The sequence below is a fragment of the Algoriphagus winogradskyi genome, assembly GCF_900182815.1.
GTDB lineage: Bacteria > Bacteroidota > Bacteroidia > Cytophagales > Cyclobacteriaceae > Algoriphagus > Algoriphagus winogradskyi.
The window spans coordinates 75,515-97,806 of the sequence record NZ_FXUA01000001.1 but is presented as its reverse complement, the minus strand read 5'-3'; the positions used below and the strand labels follow the sequence as shown (position 1 = coordinate 97,806).

General features: G+C 39.3%; 22 protein-coding genes. 12 read left to right on the top strand and 10 right to left on the bottom strand.

Going from position 1 to position 22,292, the window contains the following annotated elements:
- Positions 1 to 42 precede the first annotated feature (42 nt).
- Positions 43 to 606, bottom strand: a complete 564-nt coding sequence (locus tag QOL76_RS00450; RefSeq protein WP_283411046.1) for a helix-turn-helix domain-containing protein — start codon at positions 604 to 606, stop codon at positions 43 to 45.
- Positions 607 to 732: 126 nt separating this feature from the next.
- Positions 733 to 1,089 carry a DoxX family protein gene (locus QOL76_RS00445; RefSeq protein ID WP_283411045.1) on the bottom strand — a complete coding sequence of 119 codons (357 nt, stop codon included), beginning with the start codon at positions 1,087 to 1,089 and terminating at the stop codon, positions 733 to 735.
- A gap of 117 nt (positions 1,090 to 1,206) precedes the next feature.
- Between QOL76_RS00445 and QOL76_RS00440 the strand changes: the two genes are divergently transcribed.
- From QOL76_RS00440 to QOL76_RS00415, 6 genes are all read left to right on the top strand, one after another.
- Positions 1,207 to 1,599, top strand: a complete 393-nt coding sequence (locus QOL76_RS00440) for a winged helix-turn-helix transcriptional regulator (protein WP_283411044.1) — start codon at positions 1,207 to 1,209, stop codon at positions 1,597 to 1,599.
- Positions 1,600 to 1,727: 128 nt separating this feature from the next.
- A complete protein-coding gene (locus QOL76_RS00435; protein WP_283411043.1) occupies positions 1,728 to 2,189 on the top strand; it encodes a GbsR/MarR family transcriptional regulator in 462 nt (153 codons plus the stop codon).
- A 72-nt stretch (positions 2,190 to 2,261) separates the two neighbouring features.
- On the top strand, positions 2,262 to 3,629 hold the full coding sequence (locus QOL76_RS00430) for a TolC family protein (RefSeq protein WP_283411042.1): 1,368 nt from the start codon (positions 2,262 to 2,264) through the stop codon (positions 3,627 to 3,629).
- A 24-nt stretch (positions 3,630 to 3,653) separates the two neighbouring features.
- Entirely contained in the window at positions 3,654 to 4,706 is a 1,053-nt protein-coding gene (locus QOL76_RS00425; protein ID WP_283411041.1) for an efflux RND transporter periplasmic adaptor subunit, read from the top strand.
- A gap of 3 nt (positions 4,707 to 4,709) precedes the next feature.
- On the top strand, positions 4,710 to 7,868 hold the full coding sequence (locus QOL76_RS00420; protein WP_283411040.1) for an efflux RND transporter permease subunit: 3,159 nt from the start codon (positions 4,710 to 4,712) through the stop codon (positions 7,866 to 7,868).
- Positions 7,869 to 8,044: 176 nt separating this feature from the next.
- Positions 8,045 to 8,275 (top strand): acyl carrier protein, encoded by a 231-nt coding sequence (locus QOL76_RS00415; RefSeq protein ID WP_283411039.1) that lies wholly within the window; start codon positions 8,045 to 8,047, stop codon positions 8,273 to 8,275.
- Positions 8,276 to 8,388: 113 nt separating this feature from the next.
- Here QOL76_RS00415 and QOL76_RS00410 read toward each other — a convergent pair whose 3' ends face one another.
- From QOL76_RS00410 to QOL76_RS00400, 3 genes are all read right to left on the bottom strand, one after another.
- Positions 8,389 to 9,630, bottom strand: coding sequence for a hypothetical protein (locus QOL76_RS00410; RefSeq protein ID WP_283411038.1), 1,242 nt, complete (start codon positions 9,628 to 9,630; stop codon positions 8,389 to 8,391).
- A 189-nt stretch (positions 9,631 to 9,819) separates the two neighbouring features.
- A complete protein-coding gene (locus QOL76_RS00405; RefSeq protein ID WP_283411037.1) occupies positions 9,820 to 12,195 on the bottom strand; it encodes a S9 family peptidase in 2,376 nt (791 codons plus the stop codon).
- 20 nt (positions 12,196 to 12,215) lie between these two features.
- Positions 12,216 to 12,605, bottom strand: coding sequence for an Hpt domain-containing protein (locus QOL76_RS00400; protein WP_283411036.1), 390 nt, complete (start codon positions 12,603 to 12,605; stop codon positions 12,216 to 12,218).
- A 353-nt stretch (positions 12,606 to 12,958) separates the two neighbouring features.
- Here QOL76_RS00400 and QOL76_RS00395 point away from each other — a divergent pair, with 353 nt between their 5' ends.
- Complete coding sequence (locus tag QOL76_RS00395; RefSeq protein ID WP_283411035.1) at positions 12,959 to 13,606, top strand: DUF7255 family protein; 648 nt, start codon at positions 12,959 to 12,961, stop codon at positions 13,604 to 13,606.
- 54 nt (positions 13,607 to 13,660) lie between these two features.
- Here QOL76_RS00395 and QOL76_RS00390 read toward each other — a convergent pair whose 3' ends face one another.
- On the bottom strand, positions 13,661 to 14,278 hold the full coding sequence (locus QOL76_RS00390; protein ID WP_283411034.1) for a deoxynucleoside kinase: 618 nt from the start codon (positions 14,276 to 14,278) through the stop codon (positions 13,661 to 13,663).
- Between the two features lie 6 nt (positions 14,279 to 14,284).
- A complete protein-coding gene (locus QOL76_RS00385; protein WP_283411033.1) occupies positions 14,285 to 15,175 on the bottom strand; it encodes a 3-hydroxybutyryl-CoA dehydrogenase in 891 nt (296 codons plus the stop codon).
- 177 nt (positions 15,176 to 15,352) lie between these two features.
- Between QOL76_RS00385 and QOL76_RS00380 the strand changes: the two genes are divergently transcribed.
- Positions 15,353 to 16,189, top strand: coding sequence for a CvfB family protein (locus tag QOL76_RS00380; protein WP_283411032.1), 837 nt, complete (start codon positions 15,353 to 15,355; stop codon positions 16,187 to 16,189).
- On the opposite strand, the gene QOL76_RS00375 is transcribed toward QOL76_RS00380, so the two are convergent.
- Entirely contained in the window at positions 16,167 to 16,541 is a 375-nt protein-coding gene (locus QOL76_RS00375; RefSeq protein ID WP_283411031.1) for an arsenate reductase family protein, read from the bottom strand. The two genes, QOL76_RS00380 and QOL76_RS00375, sit on opposite strands and share 23 nt — an antisense overlap.
- Before the next feature lie 104 nt (positions 16,542 to 16,645).
- Between QOL76_RS00375 and QOL76_RS00370 the strand changes: the two genes are divergently transcribed.
- Both QOL76_RS00370 and QOL76_RS00365 read left to right on the top strand, forming a co-directional pair.
- The gene (locus QOL76_RS00370) at positions 16,646 to 17,140 is read left to right on the top strand and encodes a YkgJ family cysteine cluster protein (RefSeq protein ID WP_377918791.1); all 495 of its coding nucleotides are present in this window, start codon (positions 16,646 to 16,648) and stop codon (positions 17,138 to 17,140) included.
- Positions 17,141 to 17,186: 46 nt separating this feature from the next.
- Positions 17,187 to 18,119 (top strand): ROK family protein, encoded by a 933-nt coding sequence (locus QOL76_RS00365; protein ID WP_283411030.1) that lies wholly within the window; start codon positions 17,187 to 17,189, stop codon positions 18,117 to 18,119.
- Here QOL76_RS00365 and QOL76_RS00360 read toward each other — a convergent pair.
- Together QOL76_RS00360 and QOL76_RS00355 are read right to left on the bottom strand one after the other, a co-directional pair.
- Complete coding sequence (locus QOL76_RS00360) at positions 18,100 to 18,486, bottom strand: hypothetical protein (RefSeq protein WP_283411029.1); 387 nt, start codon at positions 18,484 to 18,486, stop codon at positions 18,100 to 18,102. The two genes, QOL76_RS00365 and QOL76_RS00360, sit on opposite strands and share 20 nt — an antisense overlap.
- A 2-nt stretch (positions 18,487 to 18,488) precedes the next feature.
- Entirely contained in the window at positions 18,489 to 19,721 is a 1,233-nt protein-coding gene (locus QOL76_RS00355) for a sterol desaturase family protein (protein ID WP_283411028.1), read from the bottom strand.
- A gap of 115 nt (positions 19,722 to 19,836) precedes the next feature.
- Between QOL76_RS00355 and QOL76_RS00350 the strand changes: the two genes are divergently transcribed.
- Both QOL76_RS00350 and QOL76_RS00345 read left to right on the top strand, forming a co-directional pair.
- On the top strand, positions 19,837 to 20,331 hold the full coding sequence (locus QOL76_RS00350; protein WP_283411027.1) for a DNA topoisomerase IV: 495 nt from the start codon (positions 19,837 to 19,839) through the stop codon (positions 20,329 to 20,331).
- Positions 20,332 to 20,354: 23 nt separating this feature from the next.
- On the top strand, positions 20,355 to 22,256 hold the full coding sequence (locus tag QOL76_RS00345; RefSeq protein WP_283411026.1) for a DNA topoisomerase IV subunit B: 1,902 nt from the start codon (positions 20,355 to 20,357) through the stop codon (positions 22,254 to 22,256).
- Positions 22,257 to 22,292 lie beyond the last annotated feature (36 nt).

Genomic DNA, 22,292 nt, shown 5'->3' with positions numbered 1-22,292 from the left:
TTTGTTTCATTTCAGAACGGAAAAATCTGAATTGAAATGAGTTTATATTTTGTCTAGACTTTTACGATTTCTATTTACTTGATTTTTAAAATCTGTGGGTGTCATTCCAGTCTCTTTTTTAAACTGGGAAGAAAGGTAGGCTACGCTACTATAATTGAGAAGATCGGCGATTTCTGAAAGACTTTTTTCATTGTAAAATATTAATTCCTTTACCCGCTCAATCTTCACTTTGGTAATGTACTTCTCAATAGTGATGCCTTCCACTTGGGAAAAGAGTTTACTCAGATATGTGTATTCATGATTTAACTTTTCTGAAATAAAGCTGGAATAGTTTTGAGACAAATCATTTGTAGAATGCTGTATCTGCTCAATCAAAATGCTTTTGATCTGGGAAATCAAAGAGGACTTGCCATCCTCCAGTAATTCAAAACCATCTGCCTGCAGTGACTCAGCCAAAGCTATTTTTTGTTGATTATTGGGAGAAGAATCTAACCTGATTTTCCCTAAATCAACAGAAGAATAGGAGAGGCCCAAGGTATCCAAGGTCTTACTAACCGAAGCAATGCACCTAGGGCAAACCATATTTTTGACGTAGATCAGCGGCATAGTTTTTAAGGTTTGTGGTTTAATAAATGTATTCAACCCGTTTAAAGTTCTTGTGCCTTCCAATTTTTAAATTAAAAAAGCATCCTGGACTTCTCCTAGGATGCTTTTCATGACAAGATATTTTTATTAGCTGATTTTTGCTAAGAATACTCTCGAAACTGCCAATAACGCAAGGGCTACCAAAGGCATAATCATAGCGGAAACGGGATCTCCATTTGCTGAATGAGCAATGAACGCTGAGATGAAAGTGATACCAAATCCTGCATAAGCCCATTCTTTTACGAGTTTTGGGGAAAAAGGAAGCAGTAATACAAGTGCGCCTAGTGTTTTTGCAACTCCCAATTCTATTCGGAAGAAGTCCTTAAATCCCATTGCGGTAAATCCAGCCGATACATTTGGATCGGTGAAATAAGCATAAGCGCTGAAAAGCATCATCAATGAAACCAGTGAGGTGGATGTCCAATAAATTATTTTGTTCGTCATAAGATTGAAATATTTTTTGCAAACCTATGGTAATTAGCTATACATTTGTAAGTGCTATACTAAGATATAGTACTATACTTCGGTATAGTATAGCCTAATTCTATTTAAAAGGATGTTATGGAAAAGTTAGATAAGTCAAATCATACGCAATGCACAGGGATTATCCGCCCAGTTCAGGATGCGCTGGATGTATTGAATGGAAAATGGAAGCTGCCAATTATCGTAGCTTTACTGCATGGATATAAGCGATTTTCGGAAATTTCTAAGCAAGTCCCAGGGATAACAGACCGAATGCTTTCGAAAGAGCTTCGTGATCTGGAATTGAACCAGCTTGTGAAACGGTCGGTGTATGATACTTTTCCTGTGACAGTAGAATACACCATGACCAAGTACGGTGAGACGCTCAAAGATGTAATAGCTGCACTTCACGTATGGGGAGAGAATCACCGGAAAAGAATTTTCGGAGACGACTTACTGAAACAACCCGTAAATAAAGATCACTTAGGTTGATCTTCTCAAAACCGGGCAGAAAGTCATTGTCAAAAATATTTCATAAAACTTTGTTCTGTATTTGCAGAACTAACTGAACTTTGTTTACCTTTGTCCCGTTACTAGCCCATAACCCAAATAGAAAGAAGATGGTATTAACTGAAAGACATAAAGAATTAATCGAACGAATTGGTGTATTTCACGAGCATAAAGGAATGCAGCCATTGGTAGGTAGAATTATAGGTCTTCTATTGGTTCATGAAGAAGGTGAGGTTTCATTTGACGAAATAGTGGAGCAGCTCAGCGTAAGTAAAAGTGCGGTGAGTAATGCGCTTACTTTCCTTCAGGCTAAAGGAAGATGTGTTTATTCTACACGTCCAGGTGATCGTAAAAGATATTTTGCTCTGAAGGTGAGCGATTGGAGAGAGGACTTCCAAAAAGATTTAGAAAACATTTCTGAGATCCAGAAATTCATAGATGAAGTACTAGAAATTAGAACGGATAAGAATCCAGAATTCAACTGCAATATGAAAGACTTTTCTAATTTTTTAGGCTTCTTCAAAAAGGAGATTCCAGCTTTGTTTGAGCGCTTCAAAAGACAACAGGCTTAAAAAAATTTGAACAGTAAGTTCATAAAAAACAGAACCAACTATATATTTTATAACTAACTATTATTCAGCGACATGTTAAAGAAGTATTTAACGTATGCATTTTTCTTGATTGCTCCTGCAATGGCAATGGGGCAAGAGATGGTGCAAGAATTTAACCTACCGGATACCCTCACTTTGAAAGAGAGTATTGAGATCGGTTTGGAAAACAACAGAACGCTGAAAAAGGCGATTCTGGATGAGGAAAAAGCTAAGTATCAGCGAAATGAGATCCGAGGGGCAGGTCTTCCGCAGTTCTCTGCCTACGGTCAGTACAATAATTTCTTGGACGTATTTCCTCAGGCAGTGCCAGGCGGGATTTTTGGTGGAGACCCAAATGACATTCAGGTAATTTCTCTTGGCGTTCCTCAGTCCTTAAAGGCTGGTTTTGAATTGAACCAGTTGATCTTCAGCAATTCCTATTTGATTGGTTTGAAAGCCGCGAAAACTGGAGAAGAGTTTTATCGAATTTTGGCTGAGAAGTCTGAAGAAGACGTGATTCATGAGATCTCAATGAATTACTTGGGAGTGATTCAATTGGAGCTTCAGAAAGAAAATTTACGGGCAAATATAGATCAGTTGGAAAGTTTGGAAAAAATCCTTCAATCTCAATATGAGAATGATTTGGCTAGAAAAGTGGATCTCAATCGTGTGAAGGTAAACCTTACTTCCATCAAAAGTGAGCAGGAAAATCTTGATATCGCTATCTACCAACAGGAAGGTTACTTGAAGTTATTGATGGGAATTCCTGTTGATACGGAGATCACTTTGGATCACTCAGTTGCGGACATGAACCAGAAAGTGAAGGATTTTCAAATCAATGATTTTAACATTTTTGATAGAAAAGATATCCAGGTGTTGGGAGTACAGGAGAAATTGTACGAATACGAATACAAAAATATCAAAGCGGCTCATCAGCCACAATTGGTTGGTTTTGCAGATTTCAATAAGAATGCCTTCTCTGACAGTTTCGATTTCCTAAGTCAAAACAAAGTTTGGTACCAAGGATTTTTGATTGGTGTGAAACTTCAGATTCCGATTTTTGACGGAATGCAGACTAAATACAAAGCCGCCCAGTCAAAGGTTGCTGCCCAGCAGTTAAGCCTCGATCGTCTTCAGGCTGAAGATGCTGCAGATTTGGAATACAAAAATGCACTGAACAAATACTACAATTCCTTAAGTACACTGGAATCTCTGGATAGTAACCTGGATTTGGCAAATGATGTACTTAGCGAGACCACCTTGCTATACAAGGAAGGGCTAAGCCCATTGACTGATTTGCTGGATGCGGAGACTACTCAGCGTGAAGCGCAAGCCAATTACAACAATCAAATCATACAGGTTCGAATCGCTCAATTAGAGATTCTGAACTCATCTGGAAAAATCAAAAATCTTTTACTCTAATAGAAAACTCATACCAACGAAACGATGAAAAAATTAATAATCATAGTACTTCTCCTGGTAGGTGTAGGAGCGGTTGCCTTCACGCTTTACAACAACAAGCAAGAAATGAACGAAGCGGCCACCCTTGCCATGAAGTCAAGTGAGTATATCTCAGTGACTGTGGAAAAAGTGGAGGAGAAGACCGTCAATAGAAATTTTGAAGCGAACGGGATTTTCGAACCATCGCAGGAATTGAAATTGATGGCTGAGACTTCTGGTGCGATCGTGAAGATCCAAAGAAGAAAAGGGGATTACGTGCGTAAAGGCGATTTGATTGTACAAATCGATGATCGATTGATACGTTCTGAATACACCATTGCTAAACTAAGGCGAGATCAAGCTGAGAAAGATTTGAAGCGTTTTGAAAATCTAGCCGCTACGGATGCGATCACTAAAAAGCAATTGGAAGAAAATGAAAACGCTTTCAAAATAGCCGATGCCCAACTTTCAGCTTTGAAAAAGAGATTGGACGACACGCAGGTGACTGCTCCTATTGCAGGTTTTATCAATGAAGATTACTACGAAATGGGAACATTGGTGAGCCCAGGAATGCCTTTGGTAGACATTATCAACAAAAATCCATTGAAACTTTCCGTGAACGTCACTGAAACTGAAATTTCCAAAGTAAATAAAGGTGATGAGATCGCAGTGCGTGTCAACGCAATGGCCAATCAGGATTTCACTGGCAAGGTTCACTTCATTTCTGACAAAGCGGATGCCTCTTTCAAATACCAAGTGGAGTTGATCATGAACAGCAAAAACCAGGATGAAATCAAGCCAGGTATGTTTGGAACGGCTCAATTCAAATTCTCCGAAGAAGAGAAAGTGTTGAAAATCGATAGAAAATCAATTTCTGGAAGCTTAAAAGACCCGGGAGTTTACTTGATCAAAGACGGTGTTGCTGTATATCGCCCTGTGAAAATCAACCCATTGGATGACGGAACTGTAGAGATTTTGGATGGTTTGAAAGCTGGTGACGAAGTGATTGCTTCAGGTTTGATTAATGTGAAAGAAGGTACTAAAGTGAAAGTTCAGTAAACTATGCAAATCACTAAAATATCAATACAACGGTCGACCATGGTGGTCGTACTGTTTACCGTACTGACTTTGCTGGGGATTTTTTCCTACACGCAATTGTCCTACGAGCTTTTGCCAAAAATGGAAACCAATGTGGTGACCATTTCTACCATCTATCCCGGTGCTGCACCATCTGAAGTGGAAACTTCTGTAACGAAGAAAATCGAGGATGCGGTGGCTTCATTGGAAGGTATCAAATCCATGAATTCCATTTCTCAGGAGAGTATTTCTATTATCACGATAGAGCTGGAAGCTGGAGAAGACGTCGATTATTCCATGCAGGATGCACAGCGCAAGATCAACGCGATCTTGGGTGATCTCCCTGAAGACGCTGATCCGCCGAGCTTGGGCAAGTTTGATCTGGATGATTTGCCAATTATGCAATTGGCTATTTATTCAGATTTGAAGCCTTCTGAGTTTTATGATTTGGTGAAAAATAAAATCCAGCCTTCTTTGGCACAGATCAAAGGTGTGGCCCAAGTGAATATGCTGGGCGGTACTGAACGTGAGATCAAAGTAAACTTGGATAGAAACAAGCTGGATGCATATGGTATTTCGCCGATTACTGTAGCTCAGACTATCAATTCCAGTAATCTTGATTTTCCTACCGGACGATTGAAAGACAACGAAGGTCAGGTGTTGATCCGCCTTGCTGGAAAATTCCAGAACATTCAGGACATTGAAAATCTGGTGATCGCTTATCGATCAGATGAATCACCGATTCAGCTGAAAGAAGTGGCGGAAGTAGCCGATTCTTACAAAGACGAAGATATTCTTACCAGACTTAACGGTAAATCGGCTATTGGTTTGACTGTTCAAAAGCAATCCGATGCCAATGCAGTGGAAGTTTCTGAAGTATTAGTGCAAGAACTCCAAATCTTGGAGCAGACCTATACTGCTGAAGGTGTTTCTTTCCAGATCTCCCAAAATACTTCTGAGTTTACTTTGGAAGCAGCCAATCATGTAATTACTGATTTGATTATTGCAGTTGTACTGGTGGCTTTGATCATGCTGTTGTTCTTACACAGTATCCGTAATGCAGTTATCGTGATGGTAGCTGTGCCGGCTTCCATTGTGGCGACATTCACGGTCATGTTCTTGGCAGGATTTACCCTGAACCTCATGTCATTGCTAGCACTTTCACTCGTGGTTGGTATCCTAGTGGATGATGCCATTGTGGTGATAGAAAATATCTACCGTCACCTGGAAATGGGTAAAACTATCGCTCAGGCTTCCTACGATGGTATTCGTGAAATCGGGGCAACAGTAGTTTCTATCACCTTGGTGATTATCGTGGTATTCGTGCCATTAGCAATGACCGGAGGTTTGATTGGAGGTATTTTGGCTCAGTTCAGTATTACAGTTGCGACAGCTACTTTGATTTCATTGCTTGTTGCATTTACGTTGATTCCGCTACTCACCTCAAGATTCTCGAAGCTGGAGCATTTGGATAAGAATTCCTTCTTTGGAAAAATCGTCTATGGGTTCGAGTCTGGATTGGATTCATTTGTGGATTGGTTAGTTGGAATTTTAAGATGGGGATTTGCGCATAAAGTCGCTTTGCTCGCAATCACTTTCGTCCTCTTTATTTCTTCTTTCTTCTTGGTGATCAAAGGCTTTATTGGTTCGGAATTCGTTTCCGAAGGTGATAGAGGAGAATTCCTACTTAGACTGGAGCTTCCAAAAGATGCAACCTTGGAGCAAACCAACTTTAAGACTCGTGAGGTGGAAGATTACTTAAGAACCCTACCGGAAGTGACCGAGGTATTTACGACTGTTGGTGTAGCTTCTGGTCAATTTACAGGTTCTCAGTCTTCTCCTTTTACCTCTGAGATATTGGTGAAATTGGTGGATCCGGAACACAGATCGATGACAGGTCCTGATTATGCACGAACACTAGAGAATTACTTGGAGGAAAATATCACAGGAGCAGAGTACACAGGTGTTCCGATTTCCATCATGGGTACTGCGAACGATGCACCGATTCAAGTGATTGTATCTGGACCGGATAAGGATTCCATTCGAGTAGTTTCTGAGAAAATAGAAGCGATTCTTACTGGTCTTAAAGGAACCCGTAAAATCGAGAGTTCTCTTGAAGATGGTAATCCAGAGATTAGAGTAGAAGTAGATCGCTACAAAATGAATGAGCTTGGTCTTTCCATGGATATGGTGGGTGGAGCACTTCAGGTAGCTTTCAATGGAAATGATGATTCCAAATTCACGGACGGTGATTACGAATATGACATTTTGGTGAAACTGAATGAGTTTGACAGAAAATCAATCTCGGATGTTCAGAACCTTACGTTCTTGAATAGAAGCGGAAAACTGGTGAAGCTAGAGCAGTTTGCAAAAGTGAATCAGTCAGAAGGTCCGACTAAGTTGGAGCGAAGAGACCGTGTTTCTTCCGTGAAAATCACTTCTCAGGTAGCAGGTGTGCCTTCGGGTACAGTCGGTGCTGAATTGACTGCAGCGATAGATGCCATGACACTTCCACAACAAGTTCAGATCAACTATGACGGTGACATGAAAAACCAAAGTGAAGGTTTCGGATCCTTGGGAGTCGCGCTATTGGCATCCATCATCTTGATCTATTTGATCATGGTTGCATTGTACGATTCATATATCTATCCACTAGTAGTGATGTTCTCACTTCCTATGGCATTGATCGGTTCCTTGCTTGCTCTGGCACTTACGAAAGGAACGCTAAGTATTTTCTCCATCATGGGTCTGATCATGCTGATGGGGCTGGTAGCGAAGAATGCGATCCTTTTGGTCGATTTCACTAATCAGCTGAAAGAAGAAGGAGTAGAGGTGAAAGCAGCATTAGAAAAAGCTGTGAAGATCCGATTCCGACCGATTTTGATGACTACGATTGCGATGGTGATAGGTATGATGCCGATTGCTTTGGCAACTGGTGCAGGTGCTGAATGGAAAAACAGCTTGGCCTGGGTGATCATCGGTGGTTTGCTTTCTTCCATGTTCCTGACTTTGGTCGTGGTGCCGGTAATCTATTACTTGTTTGACAGATTTATGGTGAAAATCGGGAAAGGTGAGAAGAAGCACATCGAACTCGAAGATACTAATGTGGAAGAGTTTGAGTCAGAAGCTGCCGCATACGTTTAAGCAAAAATTGAATTAATTACCCTTGCTAGTCGGCAAGATTAGCAAGGGTTTAAACTATATACCCACTGAAATCGAGTAATTCTTTTTTCGAATTTTATCGAGATGAGCATGCTAGGTGAGATTCCCCTGAATTAAACTCGGGACAGGCTAGGTGGCCTTTGAAAAAATTTAAGCACATGAAAAATTATACTGATTTACGAAAAATCTCCAAGGTCTTCCATCAATATGGAATCGACCTGACAGGAAAAAGAAAATACGCTTCGTTTGAAAGCGATTTGAGAATGGACAAGGTCTTTGTATCCGGTTTGATCTTCGAACTGGAATATGAATTGAGAAAACAGATTGAGGATGATAAAGTTGAAGGTGTGCAAGCACCCGCCCAGATTATTGAATTGTTGATGAGTTAATTAATGTACAGGCGAAAAATCTTTCGTCCGTATTTACCAAAAAGAGTCCCGGGTGTCCGGGACTCTTTTTTTATGGCTTCTCAACGATTGATTAACAACAATTTTTTATTCGCTTAATATAATTCAGTCCATGTGACTTCCTGAAATTCTAAGGGATCATTCCGTTCAACAAACTCATTTAATAACCATTCCTCATAGGTGTACTTCCCTTTAATAGCCGTAACAGTCTCAAGTTTTAGGTCAGAAATCTTCTGAAGGTGATCGTTTTGCTCCACGAGTTCTGCGGGCATTTTAAATTCAGGTATTTCGGTAGTATTACCATATATACTCCATGCCATGGAAATTGTATTATTTTCTTGGTACCGCCAGCGGGCACTCCATCTTTCGAAGGAAGCAGGTAGAATCAAACCGAAATTTGACAAATTTTCAGATTTAATTTGTAATGTTTGAGGGGTAGCCAAATCAAGTGTTGGAAGAGCTGAAAATCTTGCTCGAATGAATAGCGATAGATTTGAATTACTTCTAACACGGGCGCTAATGCTGGTCTCGTAAATTGAAAACCCATCCATGAAGCCCAGAGTGTAGTTTTCGGGTTGATCTCCAAAAAATCCTGCGGGGAATACCATTCTTGAAAATGCTCTTTTTAATGCATTGTTCCTAATTACCATTTCATGAACCTGTAAACTTGAAAAGTTTAATTCTTGGTTTTCGATTTGAATTTCATGCTCATAAGTTTTAAACTCTTCGAAATCGAAGGTGTAGTTGATCTTTCCTTCCTCAATAAAGAAGAGCTTATAGTAGGATCTTCCGTTCATATCCATTAATGAGATTAGATGTTCATCTAAATCTTTATCACTGGTCATTTCTGCACTTGCGTAATTACTGGAAACAGTGGAGCTAGTGGATTTATTTCCTATTGCATTGCTAATGCCGATAATTTTTATATTTCCTGAATGATTGACCTTCACCTCAAAATTGTTACTCTTTTCTCCACTAATTAATGTAGACTCAGTTGGCAAACCCAAAGTTATGCTCCCGTTTGCTGTGATATTCAAATAGGTGCTTAATATACTATGTTTGGCACCATTATAGACGTCACTACTATAGATGGTTAGATGATAGACTGTGGATTCAGGCAATGTAAATTTTAATGTATCGTCATTGATTACTTCTTTAAAATCAAGGACACTTCCATCACCATTGTGTAAGACAGCATATTTTGTTTGATTATCTGCTTTATATTCTTTCTCCACATAAATTGAAAACTCTTCGGTGGGTGGTATTACAGGATTTTCTTCACTTGTACAGGAAAGCAATGTTAACGTGACAAATAGAACTGAGAGGATTTTTCGCATGAATTTAAGAGAGTAGGATTAGTAGCAATAGATTTTTTTTTAGTTCTGCTAATAAAATAGTATTAAACTATTATTGCAAAACTACTAGTCCAATTAATCAGATTAATTTATCTTAAGAATTGATCTGTACAAGGAAAAAAAATGGCTGATCGATAGACCAGCCACTATTTTTTTCTGAGAATTGAATTTTTACTCTTCCAATAAGGTGCTATTAAACAACTTTAGAATACGCTTGTATTCGTCTGTCCAAGAACTAGGCTCTACGAACCCGTGATCTTCCACTGGATAGATTGCCATTTCCCAATTATCTTTTCCTAACTCAATAAAACGCTGAGAAAGGCGAACCACGTCTTGGAAGTGAACATTGACATCCACCATTCCGTGAGCCATAAGTAGATTTCCCTTCAAGCCTTCTGCAAAGTAAATAGGAGAGGAACGACGGTAGGCAATCGGATCTTCTTCTGGAGTATTCAGAATGTTGGCGGTATAGCCGTGATTGTAATGTGCCCAGTCAGTTACCGAGCGCAGGGCAGCTCCGGATTTGAAAGTTTCAGAAGCATTGAATAGTGCCATCAAGGTAATAAATCCACCATAGCTACCTCCATATAAGCCAACTCGCTCTGGGTCTACTCCATGATTAGCAACTAGGTATTTTACCCCGTCAACTTGATCAGATAGATCTTTCCCACCCATGTGACGATAAATTCCTGTTCTCCAATCACGGCCGTAACCAGCAGATCCACGGTAATCAATATCCAAAACTGTATAACCTAGATCAGTGAGTAAGTTGTGGAACATATACTCTCTAAAGTAGCTACTCCACCATTTGTGGACGTTTTGCAAATAGCCTGCACCGTGGACAAAAACTACTGCTGCTCCATTGCTTTTGGCAGGGTCAGGAGTATACAATCTAGCCGGAACTTGCGCTCCATCTTCTGCTGGGAATCGTACGATTTCGGGATCTCTCCAGTTGTATGCTTTGAATTCATCGCTTTGACCTGAAGTCAGTTGCTCAGCTTTTGCTCCTACTTTATTGTCTTGAAGATAAAGCTCAGCGGGCTTATTACTGTAGGAGTAGATTATGGCAAGCTTTTTTTCATCAGGAGAAAGAGTTACGTCATTATTTCCAGTCATGGAAGTGAGTTTTTGCATTTTTCCCCCCATCAAAGGCATTTTATAAAAATGACGCTCCCCCGGATCTACCTCAGAAGTAGTCAGGTACCAAGACTTTTTATCCTTAGAGAGAAAGGGGTCAAAAACCTCATAAGTCCCTGAAGTTAAAGCTTTCTTATCTCCAGTAGTTATGTCTAGCACATAGAGATGTGAATATCCACTTTCTTCTGACTGGAAGTATATGTGCTTATTGTCTGGGAGCCACCCTAGCGTGCCACCATAGAAGGATCTTCCAATCCCAGGACCTGCAATCCAAGCTTCATCACGCTGTCTATCAAGTGTATTCAATTTTCCTGTGTGGAGATCAACTGCAGCGATCCAACGATCTTTGTTGTCTGCCGATCCAATATTGACAATTGCATTTTTTCCATCAGGAGAAAAATATGGACTCGATAAGGATACCTCTCTTTCTTTCTCCTCCCAAGTTTTATCTGGATAATCTGTCACGTAATCCGGCAAATCTTTGATTCCAGGAAGGTCCGACGTACTGATAAAATAAACTGTATCACGAGTCAAATCATAAATCCCAACTTCCATTTTTGTAGGGGTTGTTCCTACTTTAGATCGCGTATTAAGATCAGTGGTATAGCCTGATGCGTCCACATAATCAGGAACTATCGTATTCTTGTTACTTGAAGAAGTATAGATAGAAAAGGTAGCGTAATTGCCGTCAGGTGATAATTGAAGGTTCACTGGGCTTTTACCTTCCGTATAGTAAGTGAATTCTTCTTCTTCTGAATCGCGAAAAGCATCACGATATTCGCGACGCATTTTATCCTTTTCTTTACGTTCTTTCACTACAGTTAGTAGTTCCAGGTTTTCAGATTCAAGCCAAGCCACTTTTTCCTCTCCTGATTTAGATTTTTCTTTTGGCTTAGATTCGGTAGAAATGTTGGTGACTTTTTTAACAGTTTTGGTGGATCTGTTGAACACATAAAGATTGTTCTTAGATGCGAATGAGATTTCGTTTTCATTAGCCATGAACTTAGCATTAGAAAAGTTTTCAGGCCACTCTAATAGTAATGTTGACACGCCAGTAGCCATCGTCTCAAGCTTCAGTTTTTTGCCTTCCTGAAATATTCGGAGCGATTTGTCTGCATTGAATTCTTCTCCATTTCGCTCATTGGCTCTCATTTCAGTCCAGCTCACTTTTGATATTGCTGCTTTATTGGCTAATGTAAGTTTGTACAGGGAATCGGCAGGATCATTTGCTTGATTGTATCTGAAGTAAATCGTCTGAGAATCATCACTCCAAGATGCAGAAGAAGGGAAAGTTCCCATCCACTTAGGATCTCGCATGATGTAATCTACGCTTAAAGTTGACTGCGCATGAGCTTGCAAAAAGACAATGCAAAGCAAAGCCAAAGACAGTAGTTTTCGCTGAATTTTCATTAGGGTTTTTATTCTGTGATTTAGTTTAGATCCTCCAGAAACAGTTTAAGTTCCTTTTCTATAGTAGATAGTTGAGTCTGTAGGTCATTATTGAGTACTAGGAAATCATTAGGATTGTTCTCCATTTCTTCCAATAATTTACGAGTTTTTTGAGCTCCTATGTAGCTCATGCTAGGTTTAGCTTTGTGGCATCGTTTTTTAATTGTTGGGAAATCATTCTGGTTGTGAAATTTATCTAATTCACTTAAATCTTTGATGTTGGTTTCTAGAATTATCTCAATCATCTCTTTAATCATCTCTGGCTCATCTTCGCCAAAGTACTGATAAATTGATTGCTCGCTTATTGATTGATACATGATCGGATGAAAAAGGGTATTGGAAGTAAAAAGTACGTTTGGTCCTGTCTTCATAAAATTAAACACAATTTTGAAAAAGTATAATTTTATGGCAGGTTCATTCAACATTTCATGAACAATGGTCTGAGAATTCTTATGATTGGTTAATTTTGCGTGTCATAGAATTAAATATTAATGCAAATGCAGCGGAATAAAAAGATCTTTTTGGTCCTGTTTGTGATATTCATGTTAATCATGTTTTGGATCGGATATGATATTTCCCAGAGAACTACATTCCCAGGGTCAAAAGGAAACCTGGAACAACGCATAGGTGACGACCTTGACAAGGATGAAAAGTAGATAATTTCCCCCTTTGCTTTCAATTGCATAGACTAACAGCGCAATCCTGTTTTTATAAAACCAACCCAATGGATAACTTAATGACTCGCCAACTCGACCTTATTTTACGTGAGGGAGAGGTAGATTTTGAGCGGGATTTTGAATTGGAATTAGAACCAAAATATTTAGACACAAAAGGTAGAAACTGGCTTTCAGAGATCTATTCTGACCTTGCAGGCATAGGTGAAATTCCTTTGTTGCAAAAGCTAAAGTTTGATTTTAAAATTGGCAGAAACCTTTTCGTTTATGATGAAGAATTGCATTTTAACAGGTACAGACAAGTAACTTTTAGGTCGGATCTATATGCTGAGTTAAACTTTCCGTTCACGGAAACGCAAAAAAGACTTTGCCGAACTTATGAGAAGGAATGCCTGAAGGTAGGAATGCAACAAAGAATATGGAATGGTCCTCCCGTTGCAAAGTATTGTTTCGGCGAGCCTAGTGAGCCAGGAGATTTCTCAGGAAATGGGGCAATAGGATGGAAGCTTACAGCGTATAATGATGCTCAATTTGACTTGCAGACTAGGATTCATGGGTACAAACTTTTTAGAATTACACCTTTCGAAACCCTGATGACCGGAGGATCTTTGAAGCGCTTGGACCAATTACTTATTAACCCAAAAGAAGAACAACGTGTTATGCTTTTGAATTGGTTTAATCGGAAATATCAGTCCTAAACAAAAAAGAGTCCCGAACATGCGGGACTCTTTTTTTCTTGATATGAAATCAAATTAGGAAAACAATCCGAAAATTTCCCGTTCTACTTTTTCCACTACGAATGAGAAATCTCCAGGATTCTCGACAAAGTCAAGGTTATTGACGTCAATTATCAGAAGCTTACCCTCAGTATAATTTGCAATCCATTCTTCGTAGTGCGTATTAAGATTTTTCAGGTAATCTATTCGCATTGTAGTCTCATAGGATCTCCCTCTTTTTTCTATTTGACCTACCAATTTGGGGATATCCGCTTTTAGATAGATTAAAAGATCTGGAGCTTTCACATGAGAAATCATACTCGAAAACAAGCTTTGATAGTTTTCATAATCCCGCTCTGTCAAAAGCTGACTTTTATATAGATTAGCCGCGAAAATGTATGAGTCTTCATAAATTGTTCTATCCTGTATAGTAGGGGTGTCACTTTCTTGGATCTTCTTAATTTGATTGAAGCGGGAATTGAGAAAATAGACCTGTAGATGAAAAGCCCATCTTTTCATATCCTCATAGAAATCAGGAAGATAAGGGTTGTTGTCTACAGCTTCAAATTCAGCTTTCCAGCCATAGTGTTTGGCCAATTTTTCGGTGAGCGTAGTTTTTCCGCTGCCTATATTTCCAGATACTGCGATGTGCATGAGTTCTTATTTTGAAAAGCGAGGAGACACGATTGAATCTTTGCTTCCAGCCGTGTATTTATAAAAACCCTCTCCGGATTTCACCCCTTTATAGCCTGCCTGAACCATATTTACCAATAGGGGACAAGGAGCGTATTTTGGGTTGCCAAAACCTTCATGAAGGACTCTAAGAATAGAAAGGCAGACGTCCAAACCGATAAAATCTGCCAATTGCAACGGACCCATAGGGTGAGCCATCCCAAGTTTCATTACAGTGTCAATTTCACTTACGCCTGCCACACCTTCAAACAAAGAATAGATCGCCTCATTAATCATTGGCATCAGTATTCTATTGGCGACAAAGCCTGGATAGTCATTAACTTCCACAGGATCTTTGGAAAGTTTACCGGACAAAGTCATGATCTTTGCAGTGACCTCATCTGAAGTTGCGTACCCACGAATAACTTCTACGAGCTTCATTACTGGTACAGGATTCATGAAATGCATCCCTATCACTTGCTCAGGACGTTTTGTAGCAGCGGCTATTTTTGTAATAGAAATAGAAGAAGTATTGCTAGCTAGAATAGCTGAATCAGGACTGTATTGGTCGATTTGGCGAAAAAGATCCAGTTTAATCTCCATATTTTCAGTAGCAGCTTCCACTACCAAATCGGCAGATTTCACTCCTTGATCTAAAGCTGTGAAAGTTTGAATTCTACCTAAAGCTGCGATTTTGTCTTCTTCACTAACCAAACCTTTACCCACTTGTCTATCTAAATTTTTGGTGATAGTTGTTAAGGCTTTATCTAAGAATTCCTGCTTGATATCAATAAGGCTTACGTCATAGCCATGCTGCGCAAATACGTGTGCTATGCCGTTTCCCATAGTACCAGAACCAATGACTGAGATGTTTTTCATAATAAATGATTAAAAATTATAGTTAGAATTTGGGTTTAGATCCACCGGTTTGTATCAGTTGAAGACCTCAAAGCTACTCCCGACTTGTAGCAAATCCAATTTTTTAACTTTCGATCTTCGACTTTGTTTGTCACAAAAGTTCAGTTTCAAACTGCGATTATTAGCTACCTTTGCCACATGAAAGAACTAGGTTTAATTTCAAAATTACCCATCAATAGATTCACGGATTTCGGGGCTTACTTAGCCTTGAGCTCTGGCGAAGAACTTTTACTCCCAAAAGGATACCTCAAAGGCGAAGAAAAAGAAGGTGACGAAATCGAAGTGTTTGTATATACAGATAGCGAGGATCGGCCAGTTGCGGTGACGCAAAAACCTCTTGCACTTCTGGACGAGTTTGCTGTTTTGGAGGCCAAAGAAATCACCTCTTTTGGAGCTTTTGTTGACTGGGGATTGCCAAAAGATCTATTTGTTCCCAAATCAGAAATGGGTAAAAATATGGAAGTTGGCCAGAAATACTTAGTTAAAGTTTGTGTGGACTTTAAGACCAATAGATTAATTGGAGTCAATAAGTATAGAGATTTTCTGCGCTTGGCTCCAATGGATTGGGAAGAAGGAAAGGAGCTCGAAGGAGTAATTTTCGAAGAAACTGATCTGGGATTCAAAGTCCTAATCGATAATGAGTACGAAGGCTTACTTTTTAAAAATGAAGTTTTCCAGCCTCTGGAGCTTGGCGAAAAAAGGAAGGTTTACATCAAAAAAAATCGCGAGGACGGAAAACTGGATTTGCAGCTATTGCCTCCTGGTCGGATAAAATATGATGAAGGGTCAGAAAAAATACTAGCAATATTAGAAGCTAAAGGTTTTATGCCCTTGCATGATAAGTCTGCTCCTGAAGAAATTCAGCAACACTTAGGCATGAGCAAAAAGCATTTCAAACAATGCATAGGACAGTTATATAAAGCCAGAATGATTCAAATAGAATCGGATGGTATTAGACTAAATGCATCGAATTAAGCTTTAAAATATCAGTTGGTGTACTACACATAATCGCCCTATTACGCAAAGTAGCGATGGGAGCTTTGATCAGATTGGGAGATTTGATCAGGATGTTCAGCCAGCTTTCTTCATCCCAGTTTTTACCAGCAATGAATCGTTGGTAGTCTGGATGGGCACGGTTTAGCAAGTCTTTAGCTCTTAAGTTTAATTTGATCAAGAGGGTATTCCATTGTGTAGCTGTTAGTTTTTCCTTGCTGATATCAATGGAATTGACAAATTGAGCTATTGACTTCGCATATGCGAGGGTTTGTTTGTCTACAGGTTGTGCTGGGCTATGATAGAAGTATAATTCTGAAGGATGAGTTCTCATGGCTTTTAGAGTTTGTTGCCTGTATAAGGTACTGAAAATCTATCTTTTATAAAAGAATTTATTTTCTCTAAATGAATATTTTCATTAATTAACTTTTATGTATTTTGGAAATAGACCTTAAAAATTTCAATAAAGAGAGTAAATCAGAATATTCTTCTAATCAAAAATTGAAGGCTAGGCTCAAAAAAGTAAAGCCCAAGGTTTTAGATGAAAAATTCGAAGAACTGCATAAGGAAGCCTTTCGAGAAATAGATTGTTTGGACTGTGCAAACTGTTGTAAAACTACGAGTCCAATTTTTCTGAATACTGATATAGATCGATTGGCTAAGGTTTTTAGAATGAGAAGCAGTGCATTCATCGATGCATATTTACATCGAGATGAAGAAGGAGATTTTGTGCTTAATTCTTCTCCTTGTACTTTTTTGGGAGCAGATAATAAATGCCTGGTCTATGAGGATCGTCCAAAGGCTTGCAGAGAATATCCACATACCGATCGTAAAAAAATGCATGGTATTTTGGAGCTTTCACTTAAAAATACCCTCGTTTGTCCTGCAGTTTTCAAAATTTTCCAGCAGATTGGGAAGGATTATAGGAAGTAATACTTTTCTTTTGCTTTTTTGAAACCGTAAACCTATTAACAATACTATGCAAAATCAGGAAGCGCATTTCCTTGGAGTGGACGTGGGGGGAACTCACTTGAAAATTGGCCTTGTTGACAGAGAAGGCAATATTTTAGACTTTGTTAAGGAAGATACCACTTCATATCGTGACCATCCTGAAGGTTTTGGGCCTGCATTTATTGCAGGTTTGGGCAAGTATATCGAAAAGTATCCGCAAGTTAAGGAAGTAGGAATTGGCTTGCCTGGAATGATCTCGAAAGACAGAACTACTCCTTTGGAAATTCCAGCAATCCCAAGTTTAAATGGTTTTGACTTGAAGGGGAATTTGGAATCAAAATACCCGAAACATTCTTTTGCTTTAGAGAACGACGCTGCTGCTGCGGCTATCGGAGAGTTTTATTTTGGCAAAGATGATCCTCCTCAAAATTTCCTTTTTATCACTATGGGAACAGGGATAGGAAGTGCCTTGGTTCTAGATGGACAAGTGTTCAAAGGATCAAGAGGCAACGCCATGGAAATGGGCCATATGCTATCAAAAGGAGCAGCAAGACTTGAAACTCTTATAGGTAGACAAGGGATATTGAATATTATGGCTCGTCTGATCGATGCTTACCCTGAAAAAGCAGGCGTATTGGTTGGAGCAGAGCTGGGCACTCACCTTCTCGTGGATACTGCAAAGGCCGGAAACCTAGTCTCTATAATGGTTTTTGAAGAAGTAGCTCGAATACTTGGAGAAGCCATAGTATCCGCAATCAGGATTTTAGATGTTACGGATGTTTTCTTCGGTGGTGGGATTTCAGCAGGTCTGGAGTTTATGATGCCTACACTTGACCGAACGATCAAGCAATATTTAACGCAATATTACGGTAAGGATTTGGTCCTGAAAAAAGCCACTTTGGAAAACAATGCAGGAACTTTGGGAGCCGCTGCGCTTTGTTTTATGGGTTCAGGGTTGTAATAGTAACTTCCGAAACTTTACTTATAGCATTCAAGCGAAAAAGAACTCTTAGGGGTTCTTTTTCTATTTCTACCCCTTCACAGGCATTGCTTGGCTCAAGGAAGTAGAAGAAAAAAGTCTGGCTTTTGTCCACCAATTCCACTCGGTCAGGGCGTCCAAATGTCTTGATCAAAGCTTGATTGTCAACTCCTAGAAATGTGTTTTTGAGTCGCTCTAGCTCTTCTAAATCCTGCATTCTTAATCCCTTACATCCGTAATGGTCAGCTTTCCAGTTTTCCATATTCATGCTTCCTGTATCTCTTTTGGAGCTGCAAGAAAGAGATGCGGAAAGAATAAGGGCAGAGAAAAGTAAAAGAGATTTATTCATGTCTATAAGGAAATAGAAGGGATTTGAGATTTTAGCTGTTGATTTTTCCAGAGCCAAAAGAAGGAAGTCAGCGTGTATGTACTTAGAACTACAATTAGAATCGGCAAAGGTAGGAGAGATTGAATTAGGAAAAAGACAACTCCCACAAAAGCTAAAATTCTTATCAGCTCTTGAGGCAAATACCAACCTCTCTTTTCAAAAACTCCCGAAAAGCTTACCGTCGTCCAAATGATGATAGCACTTACCAATACTTTCGGCATCCAAGTGAATGATTCGACTTTGAAGAGAAAGAAACCTGTCAGTAACAACACGAAGATATATTGAGTTAAAACATACCAGTTAAATGAGGGCGGGACAACGGTGTCAAATTTTTGATAATCTGATTCCACCTCTTTCGGGGCTCGGTAGCCACCTAAGTAATCGGGCAACCAGCCTGGTTTATTGAAAAGATATTTCACTCGATCTGACCAGTAGGGAATCATTTTCAGCTCATCCTTCATAGTGGAATAATGAGCTACATTTACCCAAACAGGGTTCCAACTTTTTACCGGAGTAGTGATGCCATAGGTAGGCTTTTCTTCTTCTTCTTGAAAAGTGCCAAACCATTTATCGAATATGATGAATGTACCCGCATGATTTTTATCAATGTACTTTGGGTTTCTTCCGTGATGGACCCGGTGGTGGGAAGGCGTATTCATGAATTTTTCCAAGAACCCCATTCTATCAATTGCTTCAGTGTGAATCCAGAATTGATACAATAGATTAATTCCAGATGCCAAAACCAACATCACCGGATCAAAACCTAAGAGAGCCAGTGGAAAGTAAAAGAAGAAAGTCCATATCGTTTGTGTGCTACTTTGACGAAGTGCAACAGAGAGATTGTACTCTTCGCTAGAGTGATGCACCACATGTCCTCCCCAGAATAAATTGATCTCATGGCTCATCCTGTGGGCCCAATAATAGCAAAAGTCATAAAGGAAGAAGAGTAGGAGAAATGTCCAGATGTTATTAGGGATTTGAAAAAAGGCGAGATGCTGATAAATCAAGGTATAAATCCCGATTGAAAGGATTTTGATGAATACGCCAGTGACTTGTGAAATTACTCCACAATTGATATTTGTCACGGCATCATTGAGTCTATATCCGGGATGTTTTTGAAATCTAAGCGCAATCATTTCTATTGCCATCAAGATGAAATACATCGGGATCGCGATCACTACTGGACTGAGGTTCATTATTTTGGGTGTTTTTCTGAAGCTACTTGTCAAAGATAATGATAAAAGGAACATCGAGAAGTCGGTTTCTGTTTGCTCAAATCCTTTATATTAGCACATTCAATTCCCCTCAATTATGTATTACCGATTCGGAAAAGCCTTTTATTTCCTTAGTGTTACCCTCTTCATTTTCTTCTTGCTTTATTTCTATTCTGCGTTACCAGAAAATGTCAGCTATAATTACGATGAAAATGGATTATCGCCGGAAAAGCTAAGTAAGGGCACATTTTTCTATGGAATGATTGCCATATTTATTATTATGAATGTGTTTGTCCTGTTGCCCCCAAAACTGCTTGAAACCAAAAACCACAAAGGATTGATACGTATTTTTCCTATTGGTGATAAGTTTCGGGATTACTATTTGGCTTGGTTTTATTCCTTTGGTGGAATTCTAAATATGAGCTTAGCAATGTTGATATTTTATACCCATGCCATCAATAATCAGGAAGTAATAGCAGCAAGTCAATTTAATTTCTTTTTCTACCTCATTCCAGGCCTTTTTGTGCTATGGGTGTTAGGTTTGTTTGGTATTCTAGTAGGGAAATTCAATCAGGTTAAAAATAATTCTTGAGCAGAATAAGCATCAATTAAACTATGGCTGGAGAAGTAAAATACACAGAAGACAGTATAAAATCCCTGGATTGGAGGGAACATATCCGACTAAGACCGGGTATGTATATCGGTAAATTGGGAGACGGAAGCGCTCAGGATGATGGGATCTATGTATTGGTAAAAGAAGTTTTGGATAATTCCATCGATGAACACATGATGGGCTACGGAAGAACTATTGATGTCAAAATCTCTGACCATAAAGTGGAAGTCCGTGATTATGGCCGTGGGATTCCTCTTGGTAAAGTCATCGATTGTGTGTCCAAAATAAATACAGGTGGTAAATATGATTCTGGTGCCTTTCAAAAATCGGTAGGACTTAATGGGGTGGGTACAAAAGCTGTGAACGCACTTTCCGATTTTTTCAAAGTACAGGCTTACCGCGAAGGAGAAACAAAAGTTGCTGAATTCGAAAAGGGAATTTTGGTCAATGATGCACCAATAATTAAGTCCTCAGATCGAAATGGTACCAAGGTGGTTTTTTCTCCTGATGGAGGGATTTTTAAAAACTATCATTTCATTCCTGAATACTTGGAAAACCAAATCTGGAATTATGCTTATCTAAATGCCGGTCTCACGATCAATTATAATGGTAAGAAGTACTTTTCAGATCGAGGACTTTTCGATCTTCTTTCTAATAAAATAGACGAGGAAAGCCAGCGCTATCCAATCATTCACCTGAAAGGGAATGACATAGAAATGGCACTCACGCACTCTAATCAGTATGGGGAGGAGTACTATTCCTTCGTAAATGGGCAATATACAACTCAAGGTGGAACTCACTTGGCAGCATTCAGAGAGGCGGTTGTAAAGACTGTAAGAGAATTCTTTAAGAAAGATTACGATGCTTCTGACATTCGCCAAAGTGTCGTAGCTGCAATTTCTATTCGAGTTCAGGAGCCTGTTTTCGAATCCCAGACTAAAACCAAACTAGGATCTCAATCGGTAGGACCAGATGGACCAACTGTGCGAACGTTTATCAACGATTTCTTAAAAACCGAACTGGATAATTACCTTCATAAAAATCCTGCTGTTGCGGATGCTCTTTTGAAGAGAATTTTACAGTCAGAGCGGGAGCGTAAGGAGATTTCCGGAATTAAAAAATTAGCAAATGAGCGTGCTAAAAAGGCCAATCTTCATAATAAAAAACTAAGGGATTGCCGAGTGCACTACGACGATCCTAAGGCAAATGATGATGTGAAGGCGAATACTATGCTTTTCCTTACGGAAGGTGACTCTGCTTCAGGATCTATTACCAAATCCCGTGATGTGCAGACTCAGGCAGTTTTTTCCCTGCGAGGAAAGCCTTTGAATTGTTTTGGGATGACTAAGAAAGTGGTGTATGAGAATGAGGAATTCAACCTTCTACAACATGCTTTGAATATAGAAGATGGAATTGAAAACCTTCGATATAGAAAGATTGTAATAGCAACAGATGCCGATGTCGATGGTATGCATATTCGCTTGCTGATCATGACTTATTTCTTGCAATTTTTCCCTGATTTGGTGAAAAATGGACATTTATTCATTTTGGAAACGCCGCTTTTCCGAGTGAGAAATAAGAAGGAAACCATCTATTGCTATACTGACGAAGAAAGACAACGCGCGATTCATAAACTTGGAAATAAGCCTGAAATCACTCGATTTAAAGGGTTGGGAGAGATTTCTCCAGAGGAATTTGGAGGTTTTATAGGTGAAGACATTCGCTTGGAACCAATCATTTTGAATAAGGAGACCAAGATTGTTGATTTGCTTACTTTCTACATGGGTAAAAACACCCCTAACCGCCAGAACTTCATTATCAAAAACTTAAAGATTGAGAAGGATTTGGCGCTTGAAGATCCTAAAAAAGCAGATGAGCCGGAAGAAGATAATGAAGCAGCTTAGCTAACAATCAGCTAAAGTGGGATCACAAGAAATGAT